The sequence below is a fragment of the Stenomitos rutilans genome, assembly GCF_059505485.1.
Map to the genome: position 1 here is coordinate 60,285 of NZ_JCACKR010000044.1, position 25,320 is coordinate 85,604.

21 protein-coding genes and 1 tRNA gene are annotated in these 25,320 nt (G+C 52.1%); 11 read left to right on the plus strand and 11 right to left on the minus strand.

The genetic code is table 11. The features are described 5' to 3' along the window. Positions 1-34 precede the first annotated feature (34 nt). A complete protein-coding gene (locus AC5JLP_RS07490; RefSeq protein ID WP_496067300.1) occupies positions 35-4,009 on the minus strand; it encodes a hydantoinase B/oxoprolinase family protein in 3,975 nt (1,324 codons plus the stop codon). Here AC5JLP_RS07490 and AC5JLP_RS07495 point away from each other — a divergent pair. From AC5JLP_RS07495 to AC5JLP_RS07505, 3 genes are all read left to right on the plus strand, one after another. Continuing rightward, positions 3,998-4,822 (plus strand): Uma2 family endonuclease, encoded by an 825-nt coding sequence (locus AC5JLP_RS07495; RefSeq protein WP_496067301.1) that lies wholly within the window; start codon positions 3,998-4,000, stop codon positions 4,820-4,822. The two genes, AC5JLP_RS07490 and AC5JLP_RS07495, sit on opposite strands and share 12 nt — an antisense overlap. 190 nt (positions 4,823-5,012) lie before the next feature. After that, positions 5,013-5,255, plus strand: a complete 243-nt coding sequence (locus AC5JLP_RS07500; RefSeq protein ID WP_496067302.1) for a YkvA family protein — start codon at positions 5,013-5,015, stop codon at positions 5,253-5,255. Positions 5,256-5,367: 112 nt separating this feature from the next. Beyond that, complete coding sequence (locus AC5JLP_RS07505) at positions 5,368-5,967, plus strand: L,D-transpeptidase (protein ID WP_496067303.1); 600 nt, start codon at positions 5,368-5,370, stop codon at positions 5,965-5,967. A 122-nt stretch (positions 5,968-6,089) separates the two neighbouring features. On the opposite strand, the gene AC5JLP_RS07510 is transcribed toward AC5JLP_RS07505, so the two are convergent. After that, positions 6,090-6,641, minus strand: coding sequence for a late competence development ComFB family protein (locus tag AC5JLP_RS07510; RefSeq protein ID WP_496067304.1), 552 nt, complete (start codon positions 6,639-6,641; stop codon positions 6,090-6,092). 121 nt (positions 6,642-6,762) lie between these two features. Then, complete coding sequence (locus AC5JLP_RS07515; RefSeq protein ID WP_496067305.1) at positions 6,763-7,719, minus strand: M23 family metallopeptidase; 957 nt, start codon at positions 7,717-7,719, stop codon at positions 6,763-6,765. A 271-nt stretch (positions 7,720-7,990) separates the two neighbouring features. Here AC5JLP_RS07515 and AC5JLP_RS07520 point away from each other — a divergent pair, with 271 nt between their 5' ends. Next, entirely contained in the window at positions 7,991-10,321 is a 2,331-nt protein-coding gene (locus AC5JLP_RS07520; protein ID WP_496067306.1) for a monovalent cation:proton antiporter family protein, read from the plus strand. Positions 10,322-10,380: 59 nt separating this feature from the next. On the opposite strand, the gene AC5JLP_RS07525 is transcribed toward AC5JLP_RS07520, so the two are convergent. Beyond that, a tRNA-Lys gene (locus AC5JLP_RS07525) sits at positions 10,381-10,452 on the minus strand. Positions 10,453-10,582: 130 nt separating this feature from the next. Here AC5JLP_RS07525 and AC5JLP_RS07530 point away from each other — a divergent pair. From AC5JLP_RS07530 to AC5JLP_RS07555, 6 genes are all read left to right on the plus strand, one after another. Beyond that, positions 10,583-10,777, plus strand: a complete 195-nt coding sequence (locus AC5JLP_RS07530; protein ID WP_496067307.1) for a hypothetical protein — start codon at positions 10,583-10,585, stop codon at positions 10,775-10,777. 166 nt (positions 10,778-10,943) lie between these two features. Beyond that, positions 10,944-12,167 carry an AI-2E family transporter gene (locus AC5JLP_RS07535; protein WP_496067308.1) on the plus strand — a complete coding sequence of 408 codons (1,224 nt, stop codon included), beginning with the start codon at positions 10,944-10,946 and terminating at the stop codon, positions 12,165-12,167. Positions 12,168-12,208: 41 nt separating this feature from the next. After that, entirely contained in the window at positions 12,209-12,976 is a 768-nt protein-coding gene (locus AC5JLP_RS07540; protein WP_496067309.1) for an HAD family hydrolase, read from the plus strand. Positions 12,977-13,112: 136 nt separating this feature from the next. Further along, positions 13,113-13,658 (plus strand): FKBP-type peptidyl-prolyl cis-trans isomerase, encoded by a 546-nt coding sequence (locus AC5JLP_RS07545; protein ID WP_496067310.1) that lies wholly within the window; start codon positions 13,113-13,115, stop codon positions 13,656-13,658. Positions 13,659-13,675: 17 nt separating this feature from the next. Next, entirely contained in the window at positions 13,676-14,008 is a 333-nt protein-coding gene (locus AC5JLP_RS07550) for a DMT family transporter (protein WP_496067311.1), read from the plus strand. Between the two features lie 126 nt (positions 14,009-14,134). After that, positions 14,135-14,566 (plus strand): hypothetical protein, encoded by a 432-nt coding sequence (locus tag AC5JLP_RS07555; RefSeq protein WP_496067312.1) that lies wholly within the window; start codon positions 14,135-14,137, stop codon positions 14,564-14,566. Positions 14,567-14,619: 53 nt separating this feature from the next. On the opposite strand, the gene dnaB is transcribed toward AC5JLP_RS07555, so the two are convergent. The 5 genes from dnaB to AC5JLP_RS07580 all read right to left on the minus strand — a co-directional run bounded on the left by dnaB (position 14,620) and on the right by AC5JLP_RS07580 (position 21,160). After that, positions 14,620-15,972 (minus strand): replicative DNA helicase, encoded by a 1,353-nt coding sequence (dnaB, locus tag AC5JLP_RS07560; RefSeq protein WP_496067313.1) that lies wholly within the window; start codon positions 15,970-15,972, stop codon positions 14,620-14,622. A gap of 427 nt (positions 15,973-16,399) precedes the next feature. Beyond that, a complete protein-coding gene (gene rplI / locus AC5JLP_RS07565; protein WP_496067314.1) occupies positions 16,400-16,858 on the minus strand; it encodes a 50S ribosomal protein L9 in 459 nt (152 codons plus the stop codon). 364 nt (positions 16,859-17,222) lie between these two features. Further along, positions 17,223-19,691, minus strand: a complete 2,469-nt coding sequence (locus tag AC5JLP_RS07570) for an alpha/beta hydrolase family protein (RefSeq protein WP_496067315.1) — start codon at positions 19,689-19,691, stop codon at positions 17,223-17,225. Positions 19,692-19,895: 204 nt separating this feature from the next. After that, a complete protein-coding gene (locus AC5JLP_RS07575; protein ID WP_496067316.1) occupies positions 19,896-20,159 on the minus strand; it encodes a hypothetical protein in 264 nt (87 codons plus the stop codon). Continuing rightward, entirely contained in the window at positions 20,141-21,160 is a 1,020-nt protein-coding gene (locus AC5JLP_RS07580; protein ID WP_496067317.1) for a ParM/StbA family protein, read from the minus strand. Before AC5JLP_RS07580 ends, AC5JLP_RS07575 begins: the two co-directional genes overlap by 19 nt. A gap of 173 nt (positions 21,161-21,333) precedes the next feature. Between AC5JLP_RS07580 and AC5JLP_RS07585 the strand changes: the two genes are divergently transcribed. After that, on the plus strand, positions 21,334-22,110 hold the full coding sequence (locus tag AC5JLP_RS07585) for a carbon-nitrogen hydrolase family protein (protein ID WP_496067318.1): 777 nt from the start codon (positions 21,334-21,336) through the stop codon (positions 22,108-22,110). Positions 22,111-22,413: 303 nt separating this feature from the next. On the opposite strand, the gene AC5JLP_RS07590 is transcribed toward AC5JLP_RS07585, so the two are convergent. Then, the gene (locus AC5JLP_RS07590) at positions 22,414-24,024 is read right to left on the minus strand and encodes a hypothetical protein (RefSeq protein ID WP_496067319.1); all 1,611 of its coding nucleotides are present in this window, start codon (positions 24,022-24,024) and stop codon (positions 22,414-22,416) included. 135 nt (positions 24,025-24,159) lie between these two features. Then, a complete protein-coding gene (locus AC5JLP_RS07595; RefSeq protein WP_496067320.1) occupies positions 24,160-24,900 on the minus strand; it encodes a DUF928 domain-containing protein in 741 nt (246 codons plus the stop codon). Positions 24,901-25,320 lie beyond the last annotated feature (420 nt).

The following is a 25,320-nucleotide window of genomic DNA, read 5'->3' on the forward strand; positions in this document are numbered from 1 at the left end:
GCTGCACCGCCGAACCTTGTCTGAGGGGCGATCGCTATAGCTCCTTAGACAACGGCAACCCATACCCACCGCCGCCAGGGGTTTCAATCACAAACGCATCGCCAGATTGCATGGTGACTTTGGCTTTGCTGTCTAAAGGCTCGATCGTGCCATCGGCTCGTTCAACCCAATTGCGTCCCACTGCTCCAGCCGCAGCGCCCTCCAAACCAAACGGCTGCACCAGACGATGTCCAGACAAAATCGCAGCAGTCATGGGTTCACAAAAGCGAATGCGACGCACTACGCCATTTCCACCTCGATGTAAGCCCTCTCCACCACTACCAGAACGGATTGCAAAGTTTTCTAACAACACTGGAAAGCGCCATTCCAATACCTCTGGATCAGTCAGCCGAGAGTTCGTCATATGTGTCTGCACCGCATCTGTACCGTCAAATGTCGCCCCTGCACCCGATCCACCACAGATCGTTTCGTAATACTGATAGTGATCGTTGCCAAAGGTGAAATTGTTCATCGTGCCCTGCGACGCTGCCATCACGTTCAAAGCTCCGTACAGCGCATCGGTAACAACCTGCGACGTTTCCACATTGCCTGCTACAACGGCTGCTGGATAGCGCGGATTGAGCATACAGCCATCAGGAATGATGATGTTGAGCGGCTTGAGACAGCCTGCATTGAGCGGGATATCGTCATCGACCAAACTGCGAAAGACGTAAAGAACTGCCGCTTTACACACAGCTACCGGAGCGTTGAAGTTGTTGGGTTGCTGGGGCGATGTGCCTGTGAAATCGATCGTGGCACTACGAGTCGGACGATCGATTGTCACCGTCACTGCAATTTGGCTACCATCATCCATCGCGTAGGTAAAGCTGCTATCCGTCAACACATCAATGACGCGGCGCACTGAGTCTTCGGCATTGTCCTGGATGTGCCGCATATACGCCTGTACGGTCTCCAAATCATAGTGCTGCACCATCTTGTGAAGCTCCTGCACACCCCGCTCGTTTGCTGCAATTTGTGCCTGCAAATCCGCCAGGTTCTGCGTCGGGTTGCGTACCGGATAATCTCCTGTCGTCAGCAATTCAAGCAGTTCACGCTCGCGAAATTGCCCTTGAGCTACTAGCTGGAAGTTGTCGATGAGAATGCCTTCTTGCGCGATCGATGTACTGTTCGGCGGCATCGAACCGGGTGAAATGCCACCGATATCAGCGTGATGACCGCGAGAGGCGAGGAAGAAGAGGGGGCGATCGGGAAGGGATGAAGGATGAGGGATGAGAGATGAATCAGCTTTTTTTTCATCCCTCATCCCCCTAGTTTCATCCTTCTCAAACACTGGCGTAATCACCGTTACATCCGGCAAATGCGTTCCCCCGTTGTAGGGATTGTTGAGCACGTAAACGTCGCCAGGTTTCAACGTGTCGCCGCAAGTTGTGATCAGCGATTGCACACTTTCGCTCATGGAACCGAGATGCACAGGAATGTGGGGTGCATTGGCAACAAGTTGTCCGTGCTGATCGAAAATGGCGCAGGAGAAGTCGAGACGTTCTTTGATGTTGACGGAGTAGCTCGTGTTTTGCAGCGTGAAACCCATCTGCTCGGCGATCGCCATGAGCAGGTGATTGAAGATTTCGAGCAGGACGGGATCAGGGGTGTGGGGTGTGGGGTGTAGGGTGTGGGGTGTGGGTCGAGAGTTTTGAATGATGAGTTTCGAGTCTTGAGTTAGGACTTCACCCTTCCTCTGCTCCCCTTGCTTCCTCTGTTCCCCCGCTTCTGACTCCTGACTCCTGATTCCTGATTCCTTCTGCAAAATCAAATGCTTTCGCTCCGTCAACGCCGCCTGCCATCCGGGTGCAATGACGTTCGTGCCTGTGAGTTCGATGACAAGTGCTGGGCCAGCAATGTGATCGCCCGGAAATAAATCCTCGCGCTGAAACACCGGGGTTGGTTGCCAGGAATCAGTTATATAGGTCTGGACGGTGGCGATCGGTTCTAAGGGAGCTATGCGAGTTTCTGTGATGATGGGTTCTGCGATCGCATTGGTTGTGCCAATCGCTTCAACAGAAACGGCCTCAACCACCAACGCCTTCTTTTGAGCAATGAAACCGTAGCGTTGACGATGTGCTTGCTCAAAGGCCGCAATCATCGTATCCAGATCACCAAAGCGAACGATGAGCGCTGTGTCTGTCCCTTGATAACGCAAGTGAGCCTTGGGTAAGACTTGTGTTTGAGCCTCTGGAATGTTTTGTCGCAGCAATTCTGCGTTCACCTCTATTGTTAGGTCAGCGAGGCTGCGTTCAAGCTCTGGTAGCAACAAGTGATTTAAGGTTGCCTCGACGGTTTTTTCACGCATGACACGGACATCTGCTAAGCCCATCCCGTAAGCAGATAAAACGCCTGCGAAAGGATGCAAAAAGATCTGCTTCATGCCTAACGTGTTTGCGATCGCGCAGGCATGTTGTCCTCCCGCACCACCAAAACAGCACAAGGTATATTCGCTGACATCGTAGCCGCGCTGTACAGAGATTTTTTTAATTGCGCTTGCCATTTTTTCAACAGCGATCGTCAGAAAGCCTTGAGCTACTTGTGCGGGCGATCGAACATCACCAGTTACAGACTGAATGGTTGCGGCTAGATCGCTAAATTTCTGCTGTACGGCCGTGACATCCAGCGGCAGATTGCCATTCATACCAAACACTTTAGGAAAGAAATCTGATTGCAGATTGCCCAGCATGACATTACAGTCTGTCACCGTCACCGGGCCGCCGTTGCGATAACACGCAGGCCCCGGATTGGCTCCGGCTGACTCTGGCCCCACACGATAGCGCGACCCATCAAAGTGCAAGATTGACCCGCCCCCTGCTGCCACGGTATGAATCGCCATCATCGGTGCCCGTAGCCGTACACCCGCCACTTCGGTTTCAAATTCCCGCTCGTATTCGCCTGCATAATGCGCCACATCAGTAGACGTACCACCCATGTCGAAACTAATGATTTTCTCCAGCCCAGCCAGTTTACTTGTCTGAACCGCTCCCACAATGCCGCCAGCAGGCCCCGAAAGAATGCTGTCCTTACCTTGAAACGATCGAGCATCCGTTAAGCCCCCATTTGACTGCATGAAGAGGAGTTGAGGTGAAGGGTGAGGGGTGAGGGGTGAGGGGTAAGGAGCGAGAGTTTTGAGTAGCGCTTTGCGCCGCTTCGCTGGAGAGTTTTGAGTTTTGAGTTCTCCTTGCTCCCCTGCCTCCCCTGCGCCCCCTACTCCCTCTGCTTCCCCACTCCTCACTCCCCGCTCCCCACTCCCGCCCAATTCCCCACTCACTCGATCCACATACCGTCGCAAAACAGGCGAGAGATATGCATCCACAACAGTCGTATCGCCTCGACTAATGAGCTTCATAAGGGGGCTGACCTCATGGGAAACGGAAACCTGGGTGAAGCCAATCTCACGCGCGATCGCGGCAGCTTTCTGCTCATGGTCAGAATAGCGGTACCCATGCATGAAGGCGATCGCACAAGCTCGAATGCCACTTTCATAGGCGTTCTGTAGGGCCGCGAGCAGTTCCGCTTCTGTGCGGCTAGAAATGGGGATCAGCTCCTCACCCTGAGCGCTGTACCGTTCCTCAACTTCGATCACGCGCTCATACAGCATTTCGGGCAGAACGATGTGACGGGCAAAAATGTTGGGACGATTCTGGTAGCCAATCCGCAGTGCATCCCGAAAGCCTTTGGTGATGACGAGAACCACGCGATCGCCTTTCCGTTCTAGCAGCGCATTGGTCGCAACGGTCGTGCCCATTTTAATCGCGGCGATCTGTTCAGATGGAATTGGTGCATCCGCCGCAATCCCTAAAAGATCTCGAATCCCCTGCATCGACGCATCACGGTAGCGTGAAGGATTTTCAGAGAGCAGCTTGTGTACCGTCAAGCTTCCGTCTGGTCGTCGCGCCACAATATCCGTAAACGTACCACCCCGATCGATCCAAAATTGCCAGCGTGCGTCAGAATGAGTTGCCATTCCCAGATCCTTGCCATCTCGTTGCTTAGACCTATTGTGTCAGCGATCGCCCTCCGACAGACCCGCCCCAAAGCTGAACCCCCTGCATCCGTTAAGATACAGTTAGCACGACCCGGTGAAGTCAGCATGGTACAGTACGACCCGTTAAGCTGTTTGCCCTCTGCGGCAGAGCTACCCGATTCAGACGATGCACCTGTGGATAACGAGCTGCAAAACCTTATCCCTAATTTGCTGCAAGCGATTTTGGCACTGGCATGGAGCGATCGCGCCGATTGGTTCTTCGGCATCGATATGGGCATTTATTACGCGCCCAACCAGCCGCCGATTGTACCCGATGGCTTTCTTAGCCTTGGAGTTGATCGCTTTGTGGATGAAGAAGGGCGCTTAAGCTATGTGCTATGGGAAGAAGATGGCATCACACCCCTACTGGCACTAGAAGTCGTCTCCAAAACCTACGGGGGCGAATACGAGCAGAAGAAATCTGACTACGCTCAACTCGGCATTTTGTACTACGTTATCTATGTACCCAGTCGCCGCTATCGCCGGAAGCGCTTACCTCTAGAGGTGTATCGGCTGGTAGAGGGAAAGTACGTACTGCAACCTGGTGATCGCGTATGGCTACCCGAAATTGGGCTTGCGATCGGACGTGATCAGGGCACTCACTGCGGACGCACCCGCGAATGGCTCTACTGGTTCGATCAGGAAGGCAATCGCTTATTCACGCCAGAAGAGCTGGCAATCAAAGAAGGACAGCGTGCTGATCGCCTTGCTGCACGCCTGCGATCGCTGGGGGTTAATCCTGACGAGGTTTAAGCAACAATTGGAAAAAGCAGCATTCCTAGCTGACCGCTGCAACACTCGAAAATAAAGCCCGTTAACGATTACAGAACACCTTCTATCGTACTTTCTCTCCTAAAAATGCTTCGGTTATCCATAACGACAAACCGTCAATAGTCAGGTTGAACTTGCGATGATTGAAATTGTAATCGCGAGGATTTAATCCATGTCTTTGCCTCTCCGCTCCCTCTACAACTGGTACCGCCAACTTGTTGCTAATCCCAAATATCGCTGGTGGATCATTGCTGGCACGCTGATGTACGTCCTCAGCCCGTTTGATGTTTTGCCCGACTTCATTCCATTTCTGGGCGAGATTGATGATGCGGTGTTAGTGACGCTTGTAGCGACTGAAGTGTCACAACTTTTGCTCGATCGCATCAAAGCCTCGAAAAACCAGAAATCGGCCTAAGCTGAAATCTACCGTATGACGTAAAGCGGATGTGGATTCTAACCTCAAAGGAGGAGTGGGCTTATTTGCTTTCTCAGAGTAGATTAGAGACAGGGCTGATGAGTGGTAACTGATGGCTGCAACCGTTCGAGACGATCGCCTTGCTCGTAGCGTTATGTTTCTTTGTGTTGGATCGGCACTGTTGCTGTTAGGCATTCAGTGGATCGCTCAGGCATCCAATCCTCAAAGCATTGCTAGCAAACCAGTGGTTAAAGTTCGCACAAGTCAGAGCAACGATCGCAGCGTAACGGATCATTCAGCGGCAGTTGGAACGACGCTTAAGCGTGAAACGAAGCTCGTCCTTGATTTAAGCGATCGCCAGGTCTACGTTTATCGCAATCAGCAGCGTGTAACTCATTACCCGGTTGCGATCGGGCAAGCGGGTTGGGAAACGCCGAGCGGCTCGTTTTACGTCATGGAAATGCAGCGTGATCCGAAATGGCAGCACCCCATCACGGGTGAAGTTATCCCCGTCAGTCCCGCCAACCCGCTTGGCAAGCGCTGGATTGGCTTTTTGCATGAGGGGCGTGCTCACATCGGGTTCCACGGTACCAACCAGGAAGAGCTGATTGGGCAAGCGGTATCTCACGGCTGTGTCCGCATGCGCAATCGTGATGTGGTCGCGCTGTACGATCAGATTACGATCGGTACCGCTGTAGAGGTTCGCCCCTGAACACCCCTATACACAAGTATCCTTTCGGCATGCAGACGGACTATGCCATCAACAGACGCTCAGCAAGCGAACATCATTGAACTGAGTAATCTGAAAGCTGACGGCTGATAGCTTTGCCGCGTCTAGATTGGTGCGCCTGACTGTGGTTCAAAGTTGGGTGCGTAGGCTTGCAGTAGAGTGCTCACCTGCGTCAGGATTTCATCACCAGAGTTTTTACCCAGCGCCTGCCGTTCTGGGAAGAATTCGGGACGATCGAGGTTGCGGGCGATCGCTTCACCCACCTGTTGAGCAATCAAGCCTAGGAGTTCTTCTTTGGCTCGCTGCCGCTGATAGGTTGCGCCTTCCTCAGTGGTGGCATAGAGGGGTGGTAGACGGTTCAGCGCATAGGCCGCGATGTCACCCAGATCCAGGGTGCGATCGCTGGTGGCTTCAATCTCAGCGACGCGAGCAATGGCCTCTGTTAGCACCAGTTCTTCCATCACGTTGATGAACTGCTTCCGTGGAACCGCAACCACCTCTCCTGTCAGTAACGCCCCCATCAGGCGATCGAGAGACATGTATTCTTCGATCGACAATTCTGAAGCGGTGTCGCAAATTCTACCCACTTCTGCTTCCATCGCTGGAGTCAAGTAGCCATCCTGTAGCGCTTGCTCTACGATCTTTTCAATACTCATAATGCTCTAAACTCCGCAGCGCCGTTGTTCGACAAGTTGCTTTAAATGACGAGTTGCCTTGAATAATCTTGCCCCAGAATGCACGTTCAGTATCAGCTTAATCGCGCCTTTAACTATAAAGTTATTCAAACCCTTTTGTGCGCCAAGGCAATGGGTCAATTGACTGACCGTTCACATACAGGCCCCAGTGGAGGTGAGGCCCTGTGGCAGCACCCGTCGCGCCTAAGGCTCCAATGACCTGCCCCGCCTTCACCATATCGCCTTCTTTCACTAAAATCCGGCTCAAGTGCAAGAAGATGCTTTCAACCCCCTGCCCGTGATCAATCCCAATGCAGTTGCCATGAATCACAAAGCCCTTGGCTTCCTGCCCAATGAGTGAGACGCGTCCTGCCGCTGGTGCAATCACAGGGGAGCCATAGGCACCCGCGTAGTCCACCCCACGATGATAATAATCATTAGCAAATTTGCCGTTGTAGTAGCGGCGAACTCCGTAGATCGTAGTAATGGGGCCTCCGTTTGGCTTGAGAAAGGGGCCATTCCAAAACTTCTGGGGCGTTACCAGCTTTTTGAACGCATCGACCTGATTAAATTCAAAGTCTGACAAGTCCTGATCTTTACCGGGAGGTAGCCAGATCGATTGCGTGGGAAATTTACGGCCCCGGAGTTGCAGCACGAGACGATCGGTTTCGCTGCTGTTCTTGACAAGTAGCGTCAGCTTGCCAGGTTTATCGAGTGGGGTCGTGGGCAACAACGCTCGAAAGTGATCACCAGACGGAAACGAGGTGTAGGTTCGGTTGCCCAGAGTCACAACGGGTGCGCTGTTGCTGGGCGTGTCTGTAATGGTGACGGATAGCGTATCACCCAGTTGTGGATTGGTTGGCGTGACCTGAACCTGTAGCGCGGTTGCAGGCAAGGTTAAAGTAACCGTTGTTCCGATCGCCAGCGATGTGGCAACCAGGGACGATCGCCTTCCACCCCAAACAGACCTCCATGCCTGCTTGGGCATGGCTGAAGACAATATAGCAGCAAATCTAACCTGGTTCAGCAACTTTGGGTTCATGGCTGGCAACGCGTGCATTACTGGCAGATAGAATAGCGTTCCTCGTCTCTTGTTTCCAGGGCAACCCAAAAGATTCAGGATAAAGTCAGCCGCTGAGCCGGAAAGAAAGATCGTAGCGAGAGAAACTGCTGCCTTTGTATCAGAACTCACGAGCGGAACCGACCAAGATGAGAAAAGACTGCTGAAGCCGCGATTGCACCTGGGAATCCGCAAACATGCCCCGCTTGTCCCAAAAAGTTTGTATTCTAAAATGAGCGCGATCGATACGTTTTTTAATATTTAAGTTGCAGTGCAAGAAGATTTCAGGCTGATTGTTGATTTAGTCACGGTACTGGCTGCTGCTGCCGCTGGGGGTATTCTGGCAGCAGTCTTGCGGCAACCCATTCTGCTGGGCTACCTGTTGGCAGGCATGATCGTGGGGCCAGCCGGATTGGGGCTGATCAAAGAACTGATTCAGGTTGAAACGCTGGCACAGTTTGGAGTCGCCTTTTTGCTGTTTGCCCTCGGCGTAGAGTTTTCTTTTACAGAACTAAAGAAAGTTAAAGGGATCAGCCTGGGCGGGGGTGGGTTGCAGATTGTACTGACGATCGCCATCACCGCTCTGGTTTCGATTGGCATGGGTTGGGTGACCTCTCCAGCGCAAGGCGTCTTTTTAGGAGCTATTCTCTCGCTATCTTCGACGGCAGTGGTGTTGAAGTGCCTCATGGAGCGCAACGAGACGGCTACGCCGCACGGACAGGTCATGCTGGGCATCCTTGTAGTGCAAGATCTGGCCTTGGGCGTGATGCTGGCAGTGTTGCCTGCCCTCGACAAACCTGTTGAAGACGTGAGTCTGGCGATCGGCTGGGCGCTCTTACAAACAGGTCTGCTAGGTCTGGGAGCGGTGATTGCAGGCATCTGGGTGATTCCCCCGTTGCTGCGGTTACTGGCGCGCACTGAAAGTCGCGAGTTATTCTTGCTTGGTGTGGTAGCGATCTGTTTGGGCATTGCGCTGCTTACAGAGCATCTGGGTCTATCGATCGAAATGGGCGCGTTTGTTGCAGGTCTCATGATTTCGGAGGTGGAATACGCCGACCAAACGCTGAACTACGTGGAGCCATTGCGAGATATTTTTGCCTGCCTGTTTTTCGCGGCGATCGGGATGCTGATTGATCCCCTCTTTTTGTGGAACAACCTGGAGTTGATTCTGGGTCTGGTTGCCCTGGTGTTTGTGGGCAAGTTTTTGATCATTACTCCGCTGGTGATGCTCTTCCGATATCCGTTTAAAACAGCGCTCATCACGGGTTTAGGGCTAGCACAAATTGGAGAATTCTCTTTTGTGCTGGCAAGTGAGGGGCAGAAATTGGGCCTGGTTTCGCGCCGCGTTTATCTGTTAATCCTGGGTACCACAGCCGTTACGCTGGTGCTCACTCCGTTTATCCTCCGGTTGATTCCTCAATTATTCGCATGGGCAGAATCGCTTCCCTGGCTGAGGGCATACCTGGAACGGACAGACGTTGCCATCGAAGTCGCAGATGAACTACCCACCCAAAATCATGTCGTGGTCTGCGGTTATGGGCAAGTTGGGCGGAATATCGTGCAGCTTTTGCGTGAACACAGCTACCCCGTGATTGTGATTGACCAATCAGAACGTCGGATTCAGGACGTGCGGGAGGCTGGGATTGCTTACATCTACGGCAACGCAGCCAGCTTGAATGTGTTGGAAAAAGCAGGTGTGGAGTCAGCTCAGGGGATGGCGATCGCTCTACCCGATCCGATGAGCACCCGACTCTGCCTCAAGCGATCGCTGGAACTGGCTCCCGACCTAGATGTCGTCGTGCGAGCCAACCAGGATAAAGACATTGAATTGCTCTATCAACTGGGTGCAAAAGAGGTCGTACAGCCAGAGTTTGAAGCCAGCTTAGAGCTGTCATCGCATCTGCTTACGGGCATTGGCTTACCGTTACCTGTCATTCAACGTGAAGTGCAGCAAATTCGCAACTCTCACTATCTTGAATTGCGGTCTGAGAGGCCTTCCTACCAAGTATCGCGAGAACTCAAAGAGGCGACTCAGGAGATGAATAACCGCTGGTATCCCTTACCAAACGTCTCACCGCTCATTGGGATGACGGTCGAAGAGACGGATATGCGCCGCCTGACGGGTGTAAGCTTGATGGCTATCCAGCGGGCCGATGGGGAAGAGATCGATTACCCCGATGCGAAAACCATGTTGCAGACGGACGATCGCTTACTGGTGGTTGGAGAGGTCGCCGAGTTGGCAGCCTTTGACGAGTTAGCCAAAGGCGAAGCGGCAGTTCCCACAGAGAATGCGTCTTGCCAGTGGTTGCTAGTGCCTGAAACCAGCCCAGTTGTCGGTAAGACCCTTGCTGAACTCCACATTCGACGACAGTTTGGCGTACTGATTCAAGCCATTCGCCGAGAAGGAAAATTTATTCGCTTTCCCGATGGAGCGAGTGATTTACAGGTAGGCGATCGCCTGTTGCTCTGCGGCGGTTTCTATGCGCTCAACCAGGCAAGTGATTGGATCGTGCCAGCACAGGCACCCACAACGATGCAACCACTCCCGATCACAACGGTAGCCGTGAGCGATGCAGCTCGCGATTCCTTGCCTTTAGACTAGACGTATTGAAACCTGACAAAGCTTGTGTGCCGTAGGTGTAGGTAAGTTTGCCCTTAAAATGGGTTGCCCGGGATTCGAACCCGGGACCAGTCGGTTAAAAGCCGAATGCTCTACCACTGAGCTAGCAACCCTTGCGGTGCGGTTTAATTAAACACCGCTGTTAAACATAACACACATTTGCAGTGAATCACCAGGAATTGCTTGTTTGAGCGAAGCATCGCTGAAGCCTTTACAATTTTCTCAAGTTGCAGGGCGGAGCGTATGATTGAACTGATTCTTAAAGTTTTCGCGCTCTCGACGGTGTTGTCGATCGCGATCAAGTACGGTGCACCAGCGCTGTCTATCGCCCCTACAACACTGACGGTTTTGCTTGCTGTGTGGTTGCCTGCGGTGATTGCAGCAGCAATGCTTGTATGGCGCTGGCAGCAACGGCACCCACAGGCTGGCAGCAGATAGTACAAGCAGACAACAACCATGTGGGCGAGAATAGGTAGACGGCGACTCTTCGCCTTGAGCGTTGTGTTGATCGATCGTTGTTCTCCAGACATGGGATGCTCATGAAAAGTCTGCTTTGCAGCCGATTGTCGCGGTTCTCTCATCATTCACATTGTCTGGAGTTGCTGTGAGTTTGGGTCAATGGATTGGTTTTCTCGCGCTAGCCGTTAGTCTCTACATTCTCTGGCAAATTCGCCAGGTGTTGCTGCTGGTATTCGCGGCAGTTGTGCTGGCAAATAGCTTGAATTTACTCTCGCAACGCTTTCAAGCATTGGGACTAAGGCGATCGGGGGCCGTTTTACTCTCGGTTGCCTCCTTTTTGGCAGCACTGATCGCGTTTTTCTTTCTCATCGTGCCGCCCTTTGCTAGCCAGTTTCAAGATCTGGTCGTGCTGGTGCCTGCGTCGTTCGATCGCCTGGATGCCTGGACAAACAACCTGGTTCACTTTGTCCCGCCGTCTGTTATTCCCTATCTACCAAGCCTTGATAGCTTGAATGCGCAGATTCAGCCCTACATCAACCGCTTATTGGGCGGGTCGTTTGCCTTCTTTTCTAGCTCTTTAGGGGTTGTCGTCAACATCTTACTGGTGCTGATTTTAGGATTGATGCTGCTGATCAATCCTTTAGCGTACCGCCGGGGCTTCATTCGTTTGTTTCCAGCCTTTTATCGCTACCGGGTCGATCGCATCCTTCGAGAGTGCGAAATTTCGTTAGGGCGTTGGATTGTTGGAGCCCTGATTAGCATGAGTGTGGTTGCCATACTCAGCAGCATTGGGTTGGCACTCTTGGGAGTGAAAGCGGCAATGGCACAGGGGATTCTTGCAGGCTTGCTCAATTTCATTCCCAATATTGGGCCAACGCTGAGCGTCGTGCTGCCAATGGCAACCGCCTTGTTAGATTCGCCTTTAAAGTCACTGTTTGTCTTCGTCTTGTATGTGGCGATCCAGCAGTTTGAGAGCAATTTGCTGACGCCTTATGTCATGGCTCAGCAAGTGGCCCTCTTACCAGCCGCAACGCTGTTAGCTCAGGTTTTTTTTGCGACGATTTTTGGTTTTTTAGGGTTGGCGCTCGCACTGCCCTTGACCGTTGTGACTCAGATCTGGATTCGCCGAGTTTTTATCGAAGATGTCATGGATCGGTGGGGCGTGCTGCATCCCAAGCATTTGACGCACTCCCTTCCGGCAGCCACGCTTTCGGGGCAACCATCTGCTTCAAGCGACCTACCCTCCTCAGCCGCTGGCTCAACGGTACCTGACGAACCTGACGTTCCTCCTCGCCCATTGCCCACAGAAGCAAAAACTGAGCCAGCAGACGATTCCTCGATCGGCCCCTCGATCGGCGAAGATGAATAGGGTAAGGTATCAGCCACTCATCCTTCTTTCTGATCGCACTCATGTCCAAACTCCAAGCACTGATTTTTGATGTTGATGGTACGTTAGCCGATACCGAACGAGATGGGCATCGGGTGGCCTTTAATCGAGCGTTTGCCGATGCGGGTCTCGACTGGGAATGGTCGGTTGAGCGCTACGGCGAGTTGCTAGCGGTAACGGGTGGCAAGGAACGGATTCATCAGTACCTCACGACCGATTATCCAGAGTTTGAGCCACCGGGCGATCGCCGGGAATGGATCGCTGGGCTGCACAAAGCGAAAACAGCGCACTATACGCGGCTCATCGAAGAGAATGTGGTGCCACTCCGTCCGGGTGTAAAACGCTTGCTGCAGGAAGCACGGGACGCAGGACTCAGACTGGCGATCGCGACTACCACGACTCCCGCAAACGTCACGGCGCTACTGCAAACGGCGCTGGGTGCCGATAGCCTCGATTGGTTTGAGGTCATTGCCGCTGGTGACATTGTGCCAGCCAAAAAACCTGCGCCAGACATCTACCATTACGCCTTACAAGCATTGCAGCTAGAGCCAGAGGCATGCTTGGTGTTTGAAGATTCCGAGGCTGGCTTACAATCTGCTAAGCAGGCAAACCTGCAAACGGTGATTACGGTGAATGGTTACACCCAGGCACAAGACTTTGCAGGTGCAGCTTTAGTTCTAGATCACCTGGGAGAACCGTCGCTACCGTTTCAGGTTTTAGCTGGCCCTGCGAATGGTGCCACACTGTTTGATCTTCAGCTTGCAGCCTATCTTCAAACACAAACGCCCTAAATCTACAGTAGGTTTCCGGGCTTTCCCCGCTGAAATCCTTGTACAATGGGCAGATGTCAGCGACTACATGCTAAATCACTACATGCTGAATCGCTGATGACTGACTACGAAGACTGAATCTGAGAGGAGAGTTATTTTGAAGGAAATTTTAGTCAGCCTGGGAGTCATGCTTGCCTGTGTCGTGGTGTTGATCGTCTCCCAGTTTATGGGCAAGTCGGATACTGCGATCGCCAGTGAGCTGACTAGCACGCCTCAAGTCGCTGCAACCATGATGAAAACCCACAACGCGTCGATCGCACCTACACTTATGGCAGATGCCTCCACTTCACCAACCCCCAAAGAGCCTGTAACGACCGCTTCTGGGCTTAAGTATGTCGATTTGGTTGAAGGGACGGGAGCGTCACCCCAAAAAGGACAAACCGTCACCGTGCATTACACAGGCACCCTGGAAGATGGCACAAAGTTTGATAGCTCGCGCGATCGTAACCAGCCCTTCCAGTTCAAAATTGGGGTGGGGCAGGTGATCAAAGGCTGGGATGAAGGCGTTGGCAGCATGAAAGTAGGCGGTCGTCGTCAACTCATCATCCCCTCTGAGCTAGGCTATGGGGCACGGGGCGCAGGGGGTATCATTCCACCCAACGCCACCCTCCTCTTTGATGTCGAACTGCTCAAGCTCAGCTAACCCAGTGGAATTGTGTGATGCCGGACTATGCTTACCTGCTCCTTGCTATTCTGTCTGAAGTGATTGGGACGAGCGCTCTTAAAGCAACGGCATCTTTTACCAAGCTTGTACCCAGCCTGATTGTTTTGGTTGGGTACAGCTCTGCCTTCTATTTCCTCTCGCTGTGCCTGCGAACCATCAGCGTCGGGGTTGCTTACGCTATCTGGTCAGGGCTAGGCATTGTCCTCGTCACCTTTTTCGGCTGGGTCTTTTATCGCCAGACGATCGACCAGGCTGGTCTCATCGGCATGACGCTGATTGTTGCTGGTGTCGTCGTGTTGCAACTGTACTCGAAGACTGTTTCGCATTAGCTAGAATTGTTAGCTGCACCTCGGCTATTAAGTCCTTAATCAGAATTAGTGCTGAGCAATGTGCGTTCAAACTGAGGTTGATCTTGCCAATTGGTAATGCAAGCAGGTGATTAAGCGAGGCGATCGGTGAGTCTAAAAACCGATGAAAGTATCCTGAAAGTCTTATCTGCCGCAGTTGAACGCCATAGTACGGCTTATCAAACGTGGCAATATACCAAGCTGTGGAACGATCTTGACAATCAGGTTCAGACATATTTGTGTAGTTGTTGCAACCTTGAGTCAAAAGAGTTGCCGTTTCTAGTCGTATTTGTTGATGAAAAAACCTGGACACTGATTTCATCACGAGCGGTTTATTACGCTAAAGAAGGGATGAAAGCCCAAACCGTTGTAAAAGACATTGAAGAAATACAGTTTGGTGACTTTAAAGGGGTTTTGCATCCACTGACATTAATGCACATCAAGCTAAAAGATGGTGTAGTGCACGAAGCGGCTTACGAATCTGGCAAGGCATCAATGGGTGTAATCTATGCTCTTCAAACCTTACGTCAAATTCATTGATGGGCTAACCCTTAACTCACCAGGGTCAAACGCCATCATCTATAAACCCGCGCCTACATCCGATTAGGGGCAGCGAGATTGCGGAACTGGGTAAACTGCGACTCAAACAATAGCTTGACCATTCCGGTTGGACCATTCCGGTGTTTGGAGATGATGACTTCGGCGATGCCACGATCGGGCGTATCTGGGTTGTAGTATTCGTCTCGGTAGAGCATCATGATTAAGTCAGCGTCCTGCTCAATGGCTCCAGATTCTCGCAAGTCGCTCATCATTGGACGTTTGTTGGTACGCGCTTCTACGCTACGACTGAGCTGTGAGAGCGCAATGACAGGCACACTCAGTTCTCGCGCTAAACCCTTGAGCGCCCGCGTAATACGTGATAGCTCCTGCACCCGGTTATCGCCGCCGCCTTCCATTAGCTGCAAATAGTCCAGCAGGATGAGACCCAGTGCCCCACCTTGTTCTGCTTGAAGGCGGCGTGCCTTCGATCGAATCTCAGTAATGCTGATATTGGGCGTATCGTCAATAAACATGGGCAATTGCGACAGGGTGCTAATAGCGTGCCCCAATGGTTCCCATTCGTTTTGGCTAACCCGTCCTGCCCGCAGCCGTCCACTTTCAATCCGCACTTCGCTCGCCAGCAAGCGCTGTACCAACTGCTCCTTCGACATTTCCAGACTAAAAACCGCAACGGGCAGCTTATGGAAGGCAGCAATGTTACGAGCCACGTTCATGGTAAAAGCCGTTTTGCCCATCGACGGTCGCCCCGCTACGATGATGAGATCGGAGCGTTGAAAGCCCTGCGTCATCGCATCCAGATCGTAGAAACCGCAGGATAACCCTGGCAAAACCATCCCCAGAGATCGGCTTTCAATATCCGAAAAGGTATGTGTCAGAATATCTGAAGCTGCCATCAAACCCTGCTGCGGACGGTCTTGCGTGACGCCAAAGAGCTTTTGCTCCGACTGATCCAGCACATTTTCCAGGTCGCTTGCCGTATCATGCCCCAAATGCGCAATTTCGTTGCCCGCTTTGATGAGCTTGCGGCGCATGTATTTGTCCATCACCAGTTGGGCGTACTGATCGATGTTGACGGCGCTGACGGTGCGATCGATCAACTGTGCCAGCTTGCTCTGCCCACCCACTTTCTCTAATAAGCCGCGATCGATGAGCCAAGAGGTAATGCTCATTAAATCGGTTGAGCTGCCCTGAGCCTGTAAGACCAGCGCGGCCCGGTAAATTTCACGATGTGCGCTCAGGTAAAACGCTTCAGGGTGCAGTATATCTGCTACTCGATTAATCGCTTCTGGATCTAACAAAATGCCACCCAGGATCGACTCCTCAGCATCGATGTTTTGAGGCGGTAGGCGATCGCTAAAGGTTTGAAAGTTGAGTTCCTGAACCATGAGCAGTGGGTGATGGCGATACGTTGATTAAGTTGGATTTGCACCAACGCGCGTTAATCCACCCCAACTATACAGCTAAGGCCACCATCTGCAAGCACATTTAGCGTTATTTCAAACTTGTCATTGCTTAAGGCGCTAAATGTGGAGCTTTTGCCAAAGCCGACCAAACTGCATGGAGCAAATTAGTATTATTGTACTATTTTAGTCCAACGATCACCCAACGACAAATGCTATGGCCTGCTGTTCAAAAACAAGCCCAGGAAAAACCAAGCTCATGAGAAAACCGGGTGCGAAGCAGTCTTAAATTGCCATCAAAATAGGTAACGACACGAAAGCCATTACCCAAATGCCTACAAGCAACTAAAGTATGGCATTGTGGAGCCATCGCCTGATTCAGTAGCAAACGTTTAGACAATCTGATCACGCCTTAGCTAGCGACAACCTGAATCTCAACGGTAGCGGTAACCTCAGGATGCAGCTTAACCTCTGCCTTGTAGGAACCAAGCTGGTGAATATCGGGTAGCGTAATGCCACGACGATCGATTTCCTGCTTCGTTGCTTCCAGAATGGCATCTGCCACGTCTTGATGCGTGACCGTACCAAAAATGGCATCCTTCTCGCCTGCCTGCTTGGCGATCGCGTAACGCCCGACTGTTTCGAGGGCTTTCTTGATCGTTTCAGCTTGCTGCTTTTCTGCCAGCAATCGCTGCCGCTCTAGCTCTCTACGACGCTCGACTTGCTTTAGAAGACCGGGCGTGGTCCGTGCCCCGAAGCCCTGAGGAATTAAATAGTTGCGAGCATAGCCGGGAGCGACTTCAACGAGATCGCCTGCTTTGCCTAACTTGCTGACATCTTGACTGAGAACTAATTGCACTCGCTTCGCCATAGCCTTTCCTTTGCCACAATCTTTCTAAGCGTAAAAACCCACAGAAATACAATAGTACCGTATGTAGGAACTTGAAGCCATAGAATTTTGAAAAAAGCAGAAGGATAGGAGTGGGGAATGGGGAGTGAACTGATCGCTAAAGCCGTTGTTGGTTTTCAAAAGCAAGCGGGACAGTTGAGCGTTGAAAGCTAATGGCTGACGGCTCAAGATGAAAGGTAAAAGGTAGAAGGAGTTGTTAGTTGTGATTTTTAGAAGGAAGCTGACCGCTGTAGCTTGCTTCCCTCAGGGTTAGCTGGCTGCTCTTCAACTCAAAACTTTTAACTCACAACTCATAACTCTCACCCCATCCCCTACCTCCCGACCCCTATTCCATTTCCCCCTTCAAGTACCGATCGCACCACTGCACCATTTCCCACAGCACATGCCCGATCGCTTCACGGGAACGATATCCGTGGTCTTCTAGAGGTAGCATCACCTGACGGACGGTTGCGCCCAGACCTTTGAGGGCTTCGTAAAACCGCTCAGTCTGGAGGGGATAGGTGCCTGCGTTGCTGTCGTCTGCCCCATGAATGAGCAGGAGCGGTGTCGTAATCTTGCCCACATGGGTAAACGGGGAAAGCTGCATATACGTATCTGCGGCTTCCCAGAAGTGGCGCTGTTCGCCCTGAAAGCCAAAGGGGGTAAGCGTTCGGTTGTAGGCACCGCTACGAGCAATGCCCGCGCGAAAAAGATTGCTGTGTGCCAGAACATTAGCGGTTGTAAATGCGCCATAGGAATGTCCCCCGATCGCGAGTCGGGCACGGTCTGCTACTCCCCGACCAACCACGTAGTCGATCGCGGCTTGAATGCCTGCAAGCAACTGCTCGACATAGGTATCGTTGGGTTCTGCATCGCCTTCACCAATGATAGGCAAGCTGGGATCATCCAAAACGGCATAGCCCTGGGTGAGCAAAAACAACACCGAGGTACCACCCGGACGGCTAAAGGTATGTTCAGCGGTCGTTACTTGCCCCGCCAGATCACGGCTCTTAAACTCTTCAGGATAAATCCAGAAGAGGGTTGGCAACGTTCCATCCCGCTGCGGGTCATAGCCTGCTGGCAGGTAAAGTTTGGCGGATAGTTCTACGCTATCGGCCCGCTGATAGCGCACGACTTCTTTATGAATGCCTGCGAACTGCGGCGCTCGATCAGGATACGCTGTCAACGGTACTGACTGCCCGACTGGCCGGGTCACCAGGAAGAAGTTAGGCGGTTCAGTTTGGGACTGGCGCATGGTGATCATCTGATGCGCCTCATCGTCGAGCAGTTTGACCACAGACTCGAAGTAAGGCGATTGGCACTGCCACAGTCGATCGGGCGCTGCTGTCGTAAGATCCCAGCGATCGAGAAAGGGATACACCCCTGAAGGTGAAGCGCCTCGTCCCGTGAAGTAAAGGCTGCTGCCATCTGGAGTAAACTGCAACACATGCCGCTTAAACGCTCCTGGCACGGTCAACGGCATACCAGGATCGCTGTAATGGTCTTCGTAACTGCGTTCCACTAATAATTGGGGTGGCGTTTCTGGCTGCGCTGGATTGATTTTCCACAGCTTAATCTGTCGGGTATCGTGCCAGCGCTCCCACACCAGCGCCACATCTTCACGTCCCCAGCGCACTCGCCGAAACCGATACTGCGATCGCCACAATTCTTTCGGTGATCCCGTGAAGGGTGCATCCAGTGCATACAGCACATCCCGGTGGGGTACTTCCACGACCGGATCGCCGCCGTCCAGCGCTTCGACCCAGTAGAGAGTAGCAGGACGATCGGTGCGCCAACAAGTGCGTCTGGGGCCAACAGTCACCGCATCGAATTTGGTCGAAAGATAATCTGCCAGCGGTAGATCCACCAATTCGTAAACCATCTGACCTGCTTGATCGAGCACCTGAATCCGCTGAGGGAAATAGGAACTGGGTAGCTGGTAGGAAAACGGACGATGCAGCGTTGTCAACAAGATGTAGTTGCCATCGGGTGACGGCATCGCTTCGTCAATCAGGCAAGGCGCACTTAACGGCTCATGCTGTCCATCGAGCGTAACGCGGATCAACGTTGAGGTGACGTAATACTCAAATAACTGCTCGTCGTAAGGATTTTGCAGCAGGTTTGTATACGTGCGGTTCGCGCTTTTGCGTCCCAGATTTTCCTGAATGATGGGGCCTGCTGGCACTGAGGGTTTGACAGGCGGCTCACCTCGATCGCCTGGAATCAATTTACACAACAGCGCGTCATCGGAAAGCCAGCGGTAAGGCGTGCCGTAGGTCGCATTCAAAATGGGATCGGTGAGCCGACGGGGAAGGCCATCTGCCAGAGATATCACCCAGAGTTCCAAGCCAGTGGTCTGCGTCAGCACAAAAGCAAGCATTTGACCATTTGGCGACCAGCGCGTATAGCTGATTTGAGCATCATCCGGCAATGAAACTTCTTGTCGTGTACCGGATGGGATCGCCTGTAACCACATTCCTCGGTAAGTGTGGTGGCGGGCAGGACAGCTTAGTTTGGGATTGAGGCGAAAACCGGCCACAGCAACGATCGGTTCAGCCAGTTCGGCGATCGTGGTTAAAGCCGGTTGCTCAAACTCCACCAACCATTGATTGCCTGGCGAAATCAGGACGGCTGGTGTTGCGGGAGCATCTAGAATCTGGCGAATCGGCTCTGGGGGTGAAGCCCACTGACTGCCTGACGTGTGCGATCGAGCAGATGAAGTTCCTAAAGCACTATCTCGTTGCTCTAGGGCAACGTCTGCTACGAGAGGCGTTTCTTTGTCGTTGGCAGCAGATTCAGTATCTTGATTAACCATACAGTTCCTGGAGACATCACTCCTGTTGCGACAGCCGCGTTGCAACAGAAAATTATGCCTATCCTAACTGCACTTGTCACCGATCCGATGGCAAACTGGGCATTTGATAAAGCCGTTGGATTAAAAGCTTGAAGGAATGGATAGGTAGCACAAGACTTACTCACCCATCCCTTTCACAAGCGAAGCGTCTACAACCGATTGCCGTTACAGCCCTAGCAAATCATCTAGCTCGCTCAGGGCTTCGCAGGTAGAGGGCTGCGATCGCTCAGGCAGCAAAAACATGCTGGCAGGCAAGCCTTCGTGGGTTGCCCATTGGGGTGTGCGTCCAGTGCCATCAAGGTACTCGTCAGCGTAGCGGCGAAAAACGGCTTCTACCGCAGCGCGAGCATTTTTCAAGCCCCATTCCGAGGCAATCAGGCTGGCTTTTTCCAGTACATCCTGGCTAAGCCTTACTTTGTTGTCATACATAGCTGTGCTCCATTCACAACGGGAAATAAACCACGCACGTTCGCAAATTGAGGGTCAGTCATCACGGCGAATAGTTTACGACCCGCTAGACGCTCTGAAATGAGGTGAGAACTGCCGCCCGTAACCAAAAAGCGCGTTACTCGCGCCATGTAGGGAGTGTACTGAGCTTTCACCGTTTGAAAGATACCCTTAAACCAGGGATCAAGGTGTTCTTCCAGCCAGGGCTGCCAGCTCAACTCGGTGTCGGCGTAATTGTGTCCTGTCCGAAAACCATCCATGATGAGGCTAGGATCGGCAGTTGTGCCCAAAGCGTTGGTCAGGCGACGATCGAAGCTAATGGACGTCGCCAATTCATAGGCACCGCCGCGATCCATCACGTTTTCGTCAATCACGTCACCTTCAGCATCTACCAGACGGGTCAACCAGGTACCCCCACCAATGTCTACGACGATCGTGTAGCCCGTATCGGGAATCAGCCCTAAGCGCTGGGCGTAATGGTATGCACCCATGCCCTCCCGTTCTACTTCAACCCGTTCTACCAGGACGCGATAATCCAGCCCATTGCGCTTGAACTCATGCATGCCTAGCAGGTGCTGACGAATGGCATCTTCGTTCTTGGCGGGTTCTGGGGTGGAGGCGTAAATGTCGATCGCAAATTCAGTCTCACTTTCGCGGGGTTCCAGGCAGGCGTAGAGATGCAAACGGGACAGTTCAACCTTGTTTTCAACGACCGTTTGCTGTTGGCGGCGATATTTGTAAGCCTGTGCGCCGAAATGATAGCGGTTACCATCGGGTAGCTCAATTAGAGGGGAGGCATCGGTGTGACGCACGGCATCACGACCTTGAGGAAGTTGGAAGCGCACTGAGCGAATGGCTTTAGGGTGCGACTCACCGTCCCAAAATTTGAGGTCGTAGTTTCCTGCATCCAGCGCAAGCGTATAGGTCGCGGTTGTCGCAGAAGGGGGTTTTCTAACTTTTGTCTGTCTGGTAGCGGAAGTCATGAGTTCCTCTCTATACTGAATCCGTAGCGGTTCGTCACGGTTTGTTCTCGTTTGTCCCCATTAGTATTTCTGTACTGTAGTTCAGGTGTATTAAAATTGCAACCCCTGACGATCGAACAACAAATGAATTTTTGCAACGCGGAAAGGCTATGTGGCTGTGAGGCTGGGATGCGATGAAAGTAGGGCTTTACCAGGGATCGGGGACACCGCTAGATGTAACCGCGAATTTAGAACTATTGGCACACACGACAGCTACCGCAGCTAAGCAAAATGTTACGCTGCTCATCTTTCCCGAATTATTTTTAACGGGCTACAACATTGGTGATGACGTTAAGCGTTTAGCAGAACCCTGGCGGGGACGATCGCTCCAGCTAGCGGCTGAGATTGCCCGTGAGCACCACGTAGCGCTGCTGTTTGGTTATGCTGAACGGGATGGGGGTGCCATTTATAACGCGGCTGCACTCATTGAGGCCGACGGTACGTTAGCGGCAAACTATCGCAAGGTCCACCTCTTTGGTGCCGAAGAACAACGGCTGTTTACGCCTGGTCGGGACTGGGGGCTGCACACGATCGCAGGCGTTCGAGTCGGCATTTTAATCTGCTACGATGTCGAATTTCCCGAAGCTGTCCGCGCCTTGGCACTCCGGGGTGCTGAACTCATCGCTGTGCCCACTGCCCTCATGTTCCCCTACACCCAAATTCCCAGGGTCTTAATTCCTACCCGTGCGCTCGAAAATCAAGTCTTTGTGGCGTATGCTAACCGCATTGGTACCGAAGGCCATCTCAAATATTGTGGCCTAAGCACGATAGCCGATCCCGATGGTAAGGTGCTCGCGCAGGCAGGGGCAGAAGAAACGCTGTTGATAGCAGACCTTGATCGAACCGCGATCGCCCAAACCCGTGCAGTCTTTTCGTATCTGGACGATCGTTGCCCTCACCTGTATGACTGACCTTACGCAAACCTCGGAGGTTTTAACCAGGTGTTGAACTTAGACTAATCTTGACGCTTAAACCTCCGGGGTTTTGGTCAAAATGCATCAGTCCGATATGAGACTCAAGGCTATTTCATTCTATTTGGCAGCGGGTAAGAACGGATGAAACGGATGATTGTTCACAGCTAGCAGACCGCTGATCCGCTTCATCTGTGGTCAAAGCCGTTGCCCAATGGACTCAGTTCCTAGAATGAAATAGCCTTGTATGAGACTGACGGCTGACCGTTTTGAGAGAACGTCAATCTAATCAAGAGCTTTTACCTATTGTTTTCTAGCGCTTTGCTGAAGTTGGCGAGTTTCTTCGAGCAGAGTTTCAACATCAATTTCAGCCGATCGCTTCACGTAATTTAATTTCAATTCTTCAAGAAAGTCGTTAACCAGCGTTTTTAACTCATTGGTCACCTGCTGTTCTTGCACTTCATCACCAAGAGCCTGTCCAAAATTTTGGATTAAGCGGTTAGTTAGTTGTGCACCAATCGGGTCTTCGAGAGCAGTTGTAAGGGAGTTGTACGCAGCTTGCAGCACGTCCGAAACCAGGCGATCGATCAACTGCGTCGGCGCTTCGCCTAATCCTGGCATGGCTTTTAGCGTTTGGTAGGCGGGGGCCTGGTTCAGAACAGATTCAATGGTGTGGCGCAGCAGGGCTTCCAGGTCGGGCTGCACTTTTGGCAATACTTGATACACCGTGAGTTTGATAAACAATGAGACCAGTTCTGTGATCTCATCAACGTTATTCACCTTGATCTGATTGCTTTTAGGCTGTAGCAACCAGCGCATAATTTCGCCTTGCTGTACAGCCTGCTGCACCTGGTTCAGCACTTGCACCACCACTACTTCGGTTAATTCTTCGGCAATGCTGCCAACAAACCCTTGCGCTGCCTGTTCACGGAGTTGGGCTAGATTAACAAAACGGGCTTGATGGAGACGAAAGCTGACTGGAATGATGCGAAGCCATGCCCAGGAATAAAACAGAATGCCAAAAGGAAAGATGAGGAAAAGGTCGTACCAGCGCCAGAAAAGAGCACCACGCCAGCTCACGCTTTTAAACTGGCGACTGATATACCAGGTGCGGGCAATAAATTCGATCGCAAACAAAATGACGAAGGGAGCATCCAGCAACCAGAAGTTATTGGTGAACTCACCATTCTCTTCAATCGAACGGTAGTAATTGGTTTGCATCAGATCCCGGATGCGTCGATCAAACCAGGTAAGCTCCTGCTGCACGCCAGCCTGAGCGAGATAGTCTGGCGTCCAAAAGAGCATAAATGCTTTTTTCGCGGATTGCTTCGCCTTTTTGCGGGTGGCTTCTTCAAAAGCAATCCGTTGCGTAGGATCGATGCTCACCAGTGAAGCGGCAATCGTCGCCTTCTCCTTGTAGATGCGATCGCGCATACGGTCTTTGATCTTTTCTAGCGTGCCAGTTTTGTTCGCAACTGTGAACCAGTTCTCGTCAATCATGCGCGTGCTCTGCTCTTGGAGTCCTTTAAGCGCTTGAGCGACCGCAGGGGACTTGACGCCACCTTGCTGAATGAGCTGTTCTAGCTGATTGACATTCTCTAGATATGCCTGCGTATCACGGTAGGCTTCGATGCCTTTGACGCGATCGTAACAAGCCGTAAAGAGAGTAGCTTTATCGGGAGGTTCGCCTATTGGTTTGCACACAGCCGGGGCGGGTGGCATGGGAAGGATCACACTGGGCAGTAGAGGAAGCTTCACTTTGCCCAGCAGCCAAAAGTTACGCAAGGGGACGTAGCTCAGGTCAAAGATGACCAAACCAAGATTTGCTAAGGCCACGATCGCCATCAGGCGCTCAAACCATAACCTTCTGCGATGACGAAGCAGTGGACGAGAAGCAGGAAGCCGACGCGACATAGCCAGACTCAAAACAATCAGGTTACATCCTACTCTGCAACCTGACAGCGCTCTCATCTGCGCGTCATAACTTAATTGATTGATAGCGGTCAGCGGTCAACCTTGAATTTAAAGCTGACCGCTGACCGCTAGTAGCTACTTCTGACACTGCTGAAGCAATGGTTGCTCCGCGATCGCCGCCAACTGCACCGATTTCAACAAGGCAGCCCAACTGCTGATCAGTGCAGCGTCTTTGGGACTGGTGCAGCGCTGGTCTGCCAATGTCATGAGTGTGTCAAACCAGAGGCCGTTGCTGGCATAGAGTGAGACGTGATCGACGGGTGTGGCTTTTGCAAGCTGGTTGGTCAAGCGTGCATCTGGTGCGACGCGTTGTACCCAACCATCGACTTTGATGTCGCGTGTGCGATCGTTTGGATTGCAAATCAGCGCTACAGACCAGTGATAGTCTCTGCCTACAACTAATGGCGGAATCGCGGCATTGCTGGGTAGAGACAGACTCGCAACACCAGGCATACCCGTAATGTTGAAAATGGTTTTATAAACAGGCATCTGGTCTTCTCGCTGCTCGTTCACTTCAGACAAAGTAAATTCAACAAATCTTGCTTTACTTTTGGGCGCAAACCAAAAGAAGCGCGGGTAGGCGGCGGTTGTTAGCCCCAAGTTGGTCTCTGGGAGAATTGCCGTGAGTTGAGGCGGGCTAGCTTGAATACAGACGATCGCATCGCGCGTACCTGCCCCTTCCCGCCGTCCCGGCAACCCACGCTGAGGTGGCTTAAAGTCTGCCGCCATTGTGAGCGGCGGGAGACTACCCATAACAACGCTCAACAAGACTCCGAAGCAGGGCATCGCCAGCGCGAACCGATGTGCTAAACGCATACCTTTCCTATCCTCAAAAGCAATCACATCAGTATTGTCGTATCAAGGGGGGACAGGAGGAGGGTAGAAGGTAAAAGGCAAAAACTAACCGTTGACTGCTTTAAAGACTTATTCGTCCCATCTAAGCTTCCTATGCTCGTGTTGTGAAAAGATTTGTAAGCCAAAGGGGTTCTATGCAGCCAATCTGAGCTAAATCAGATGGAGCGAAGTCAGAAGGTGCATCTCGTTCTGTCAAACCCTGACATGATTGGGGCATTTTAGGCTTGAGGCTGCTCGTCGGTGGACTTGTCCGAGAAAAAGAGCGCGGGATGGGTGTGGCTTAACCCTTAAATTTGTTTGCAGGAAGTATTTCTAATCAAGTACCTGCGCCATCGAGTAGGCTGGTGCAGTCAGATATTTTTCTCTAACTGCTAGAACTCT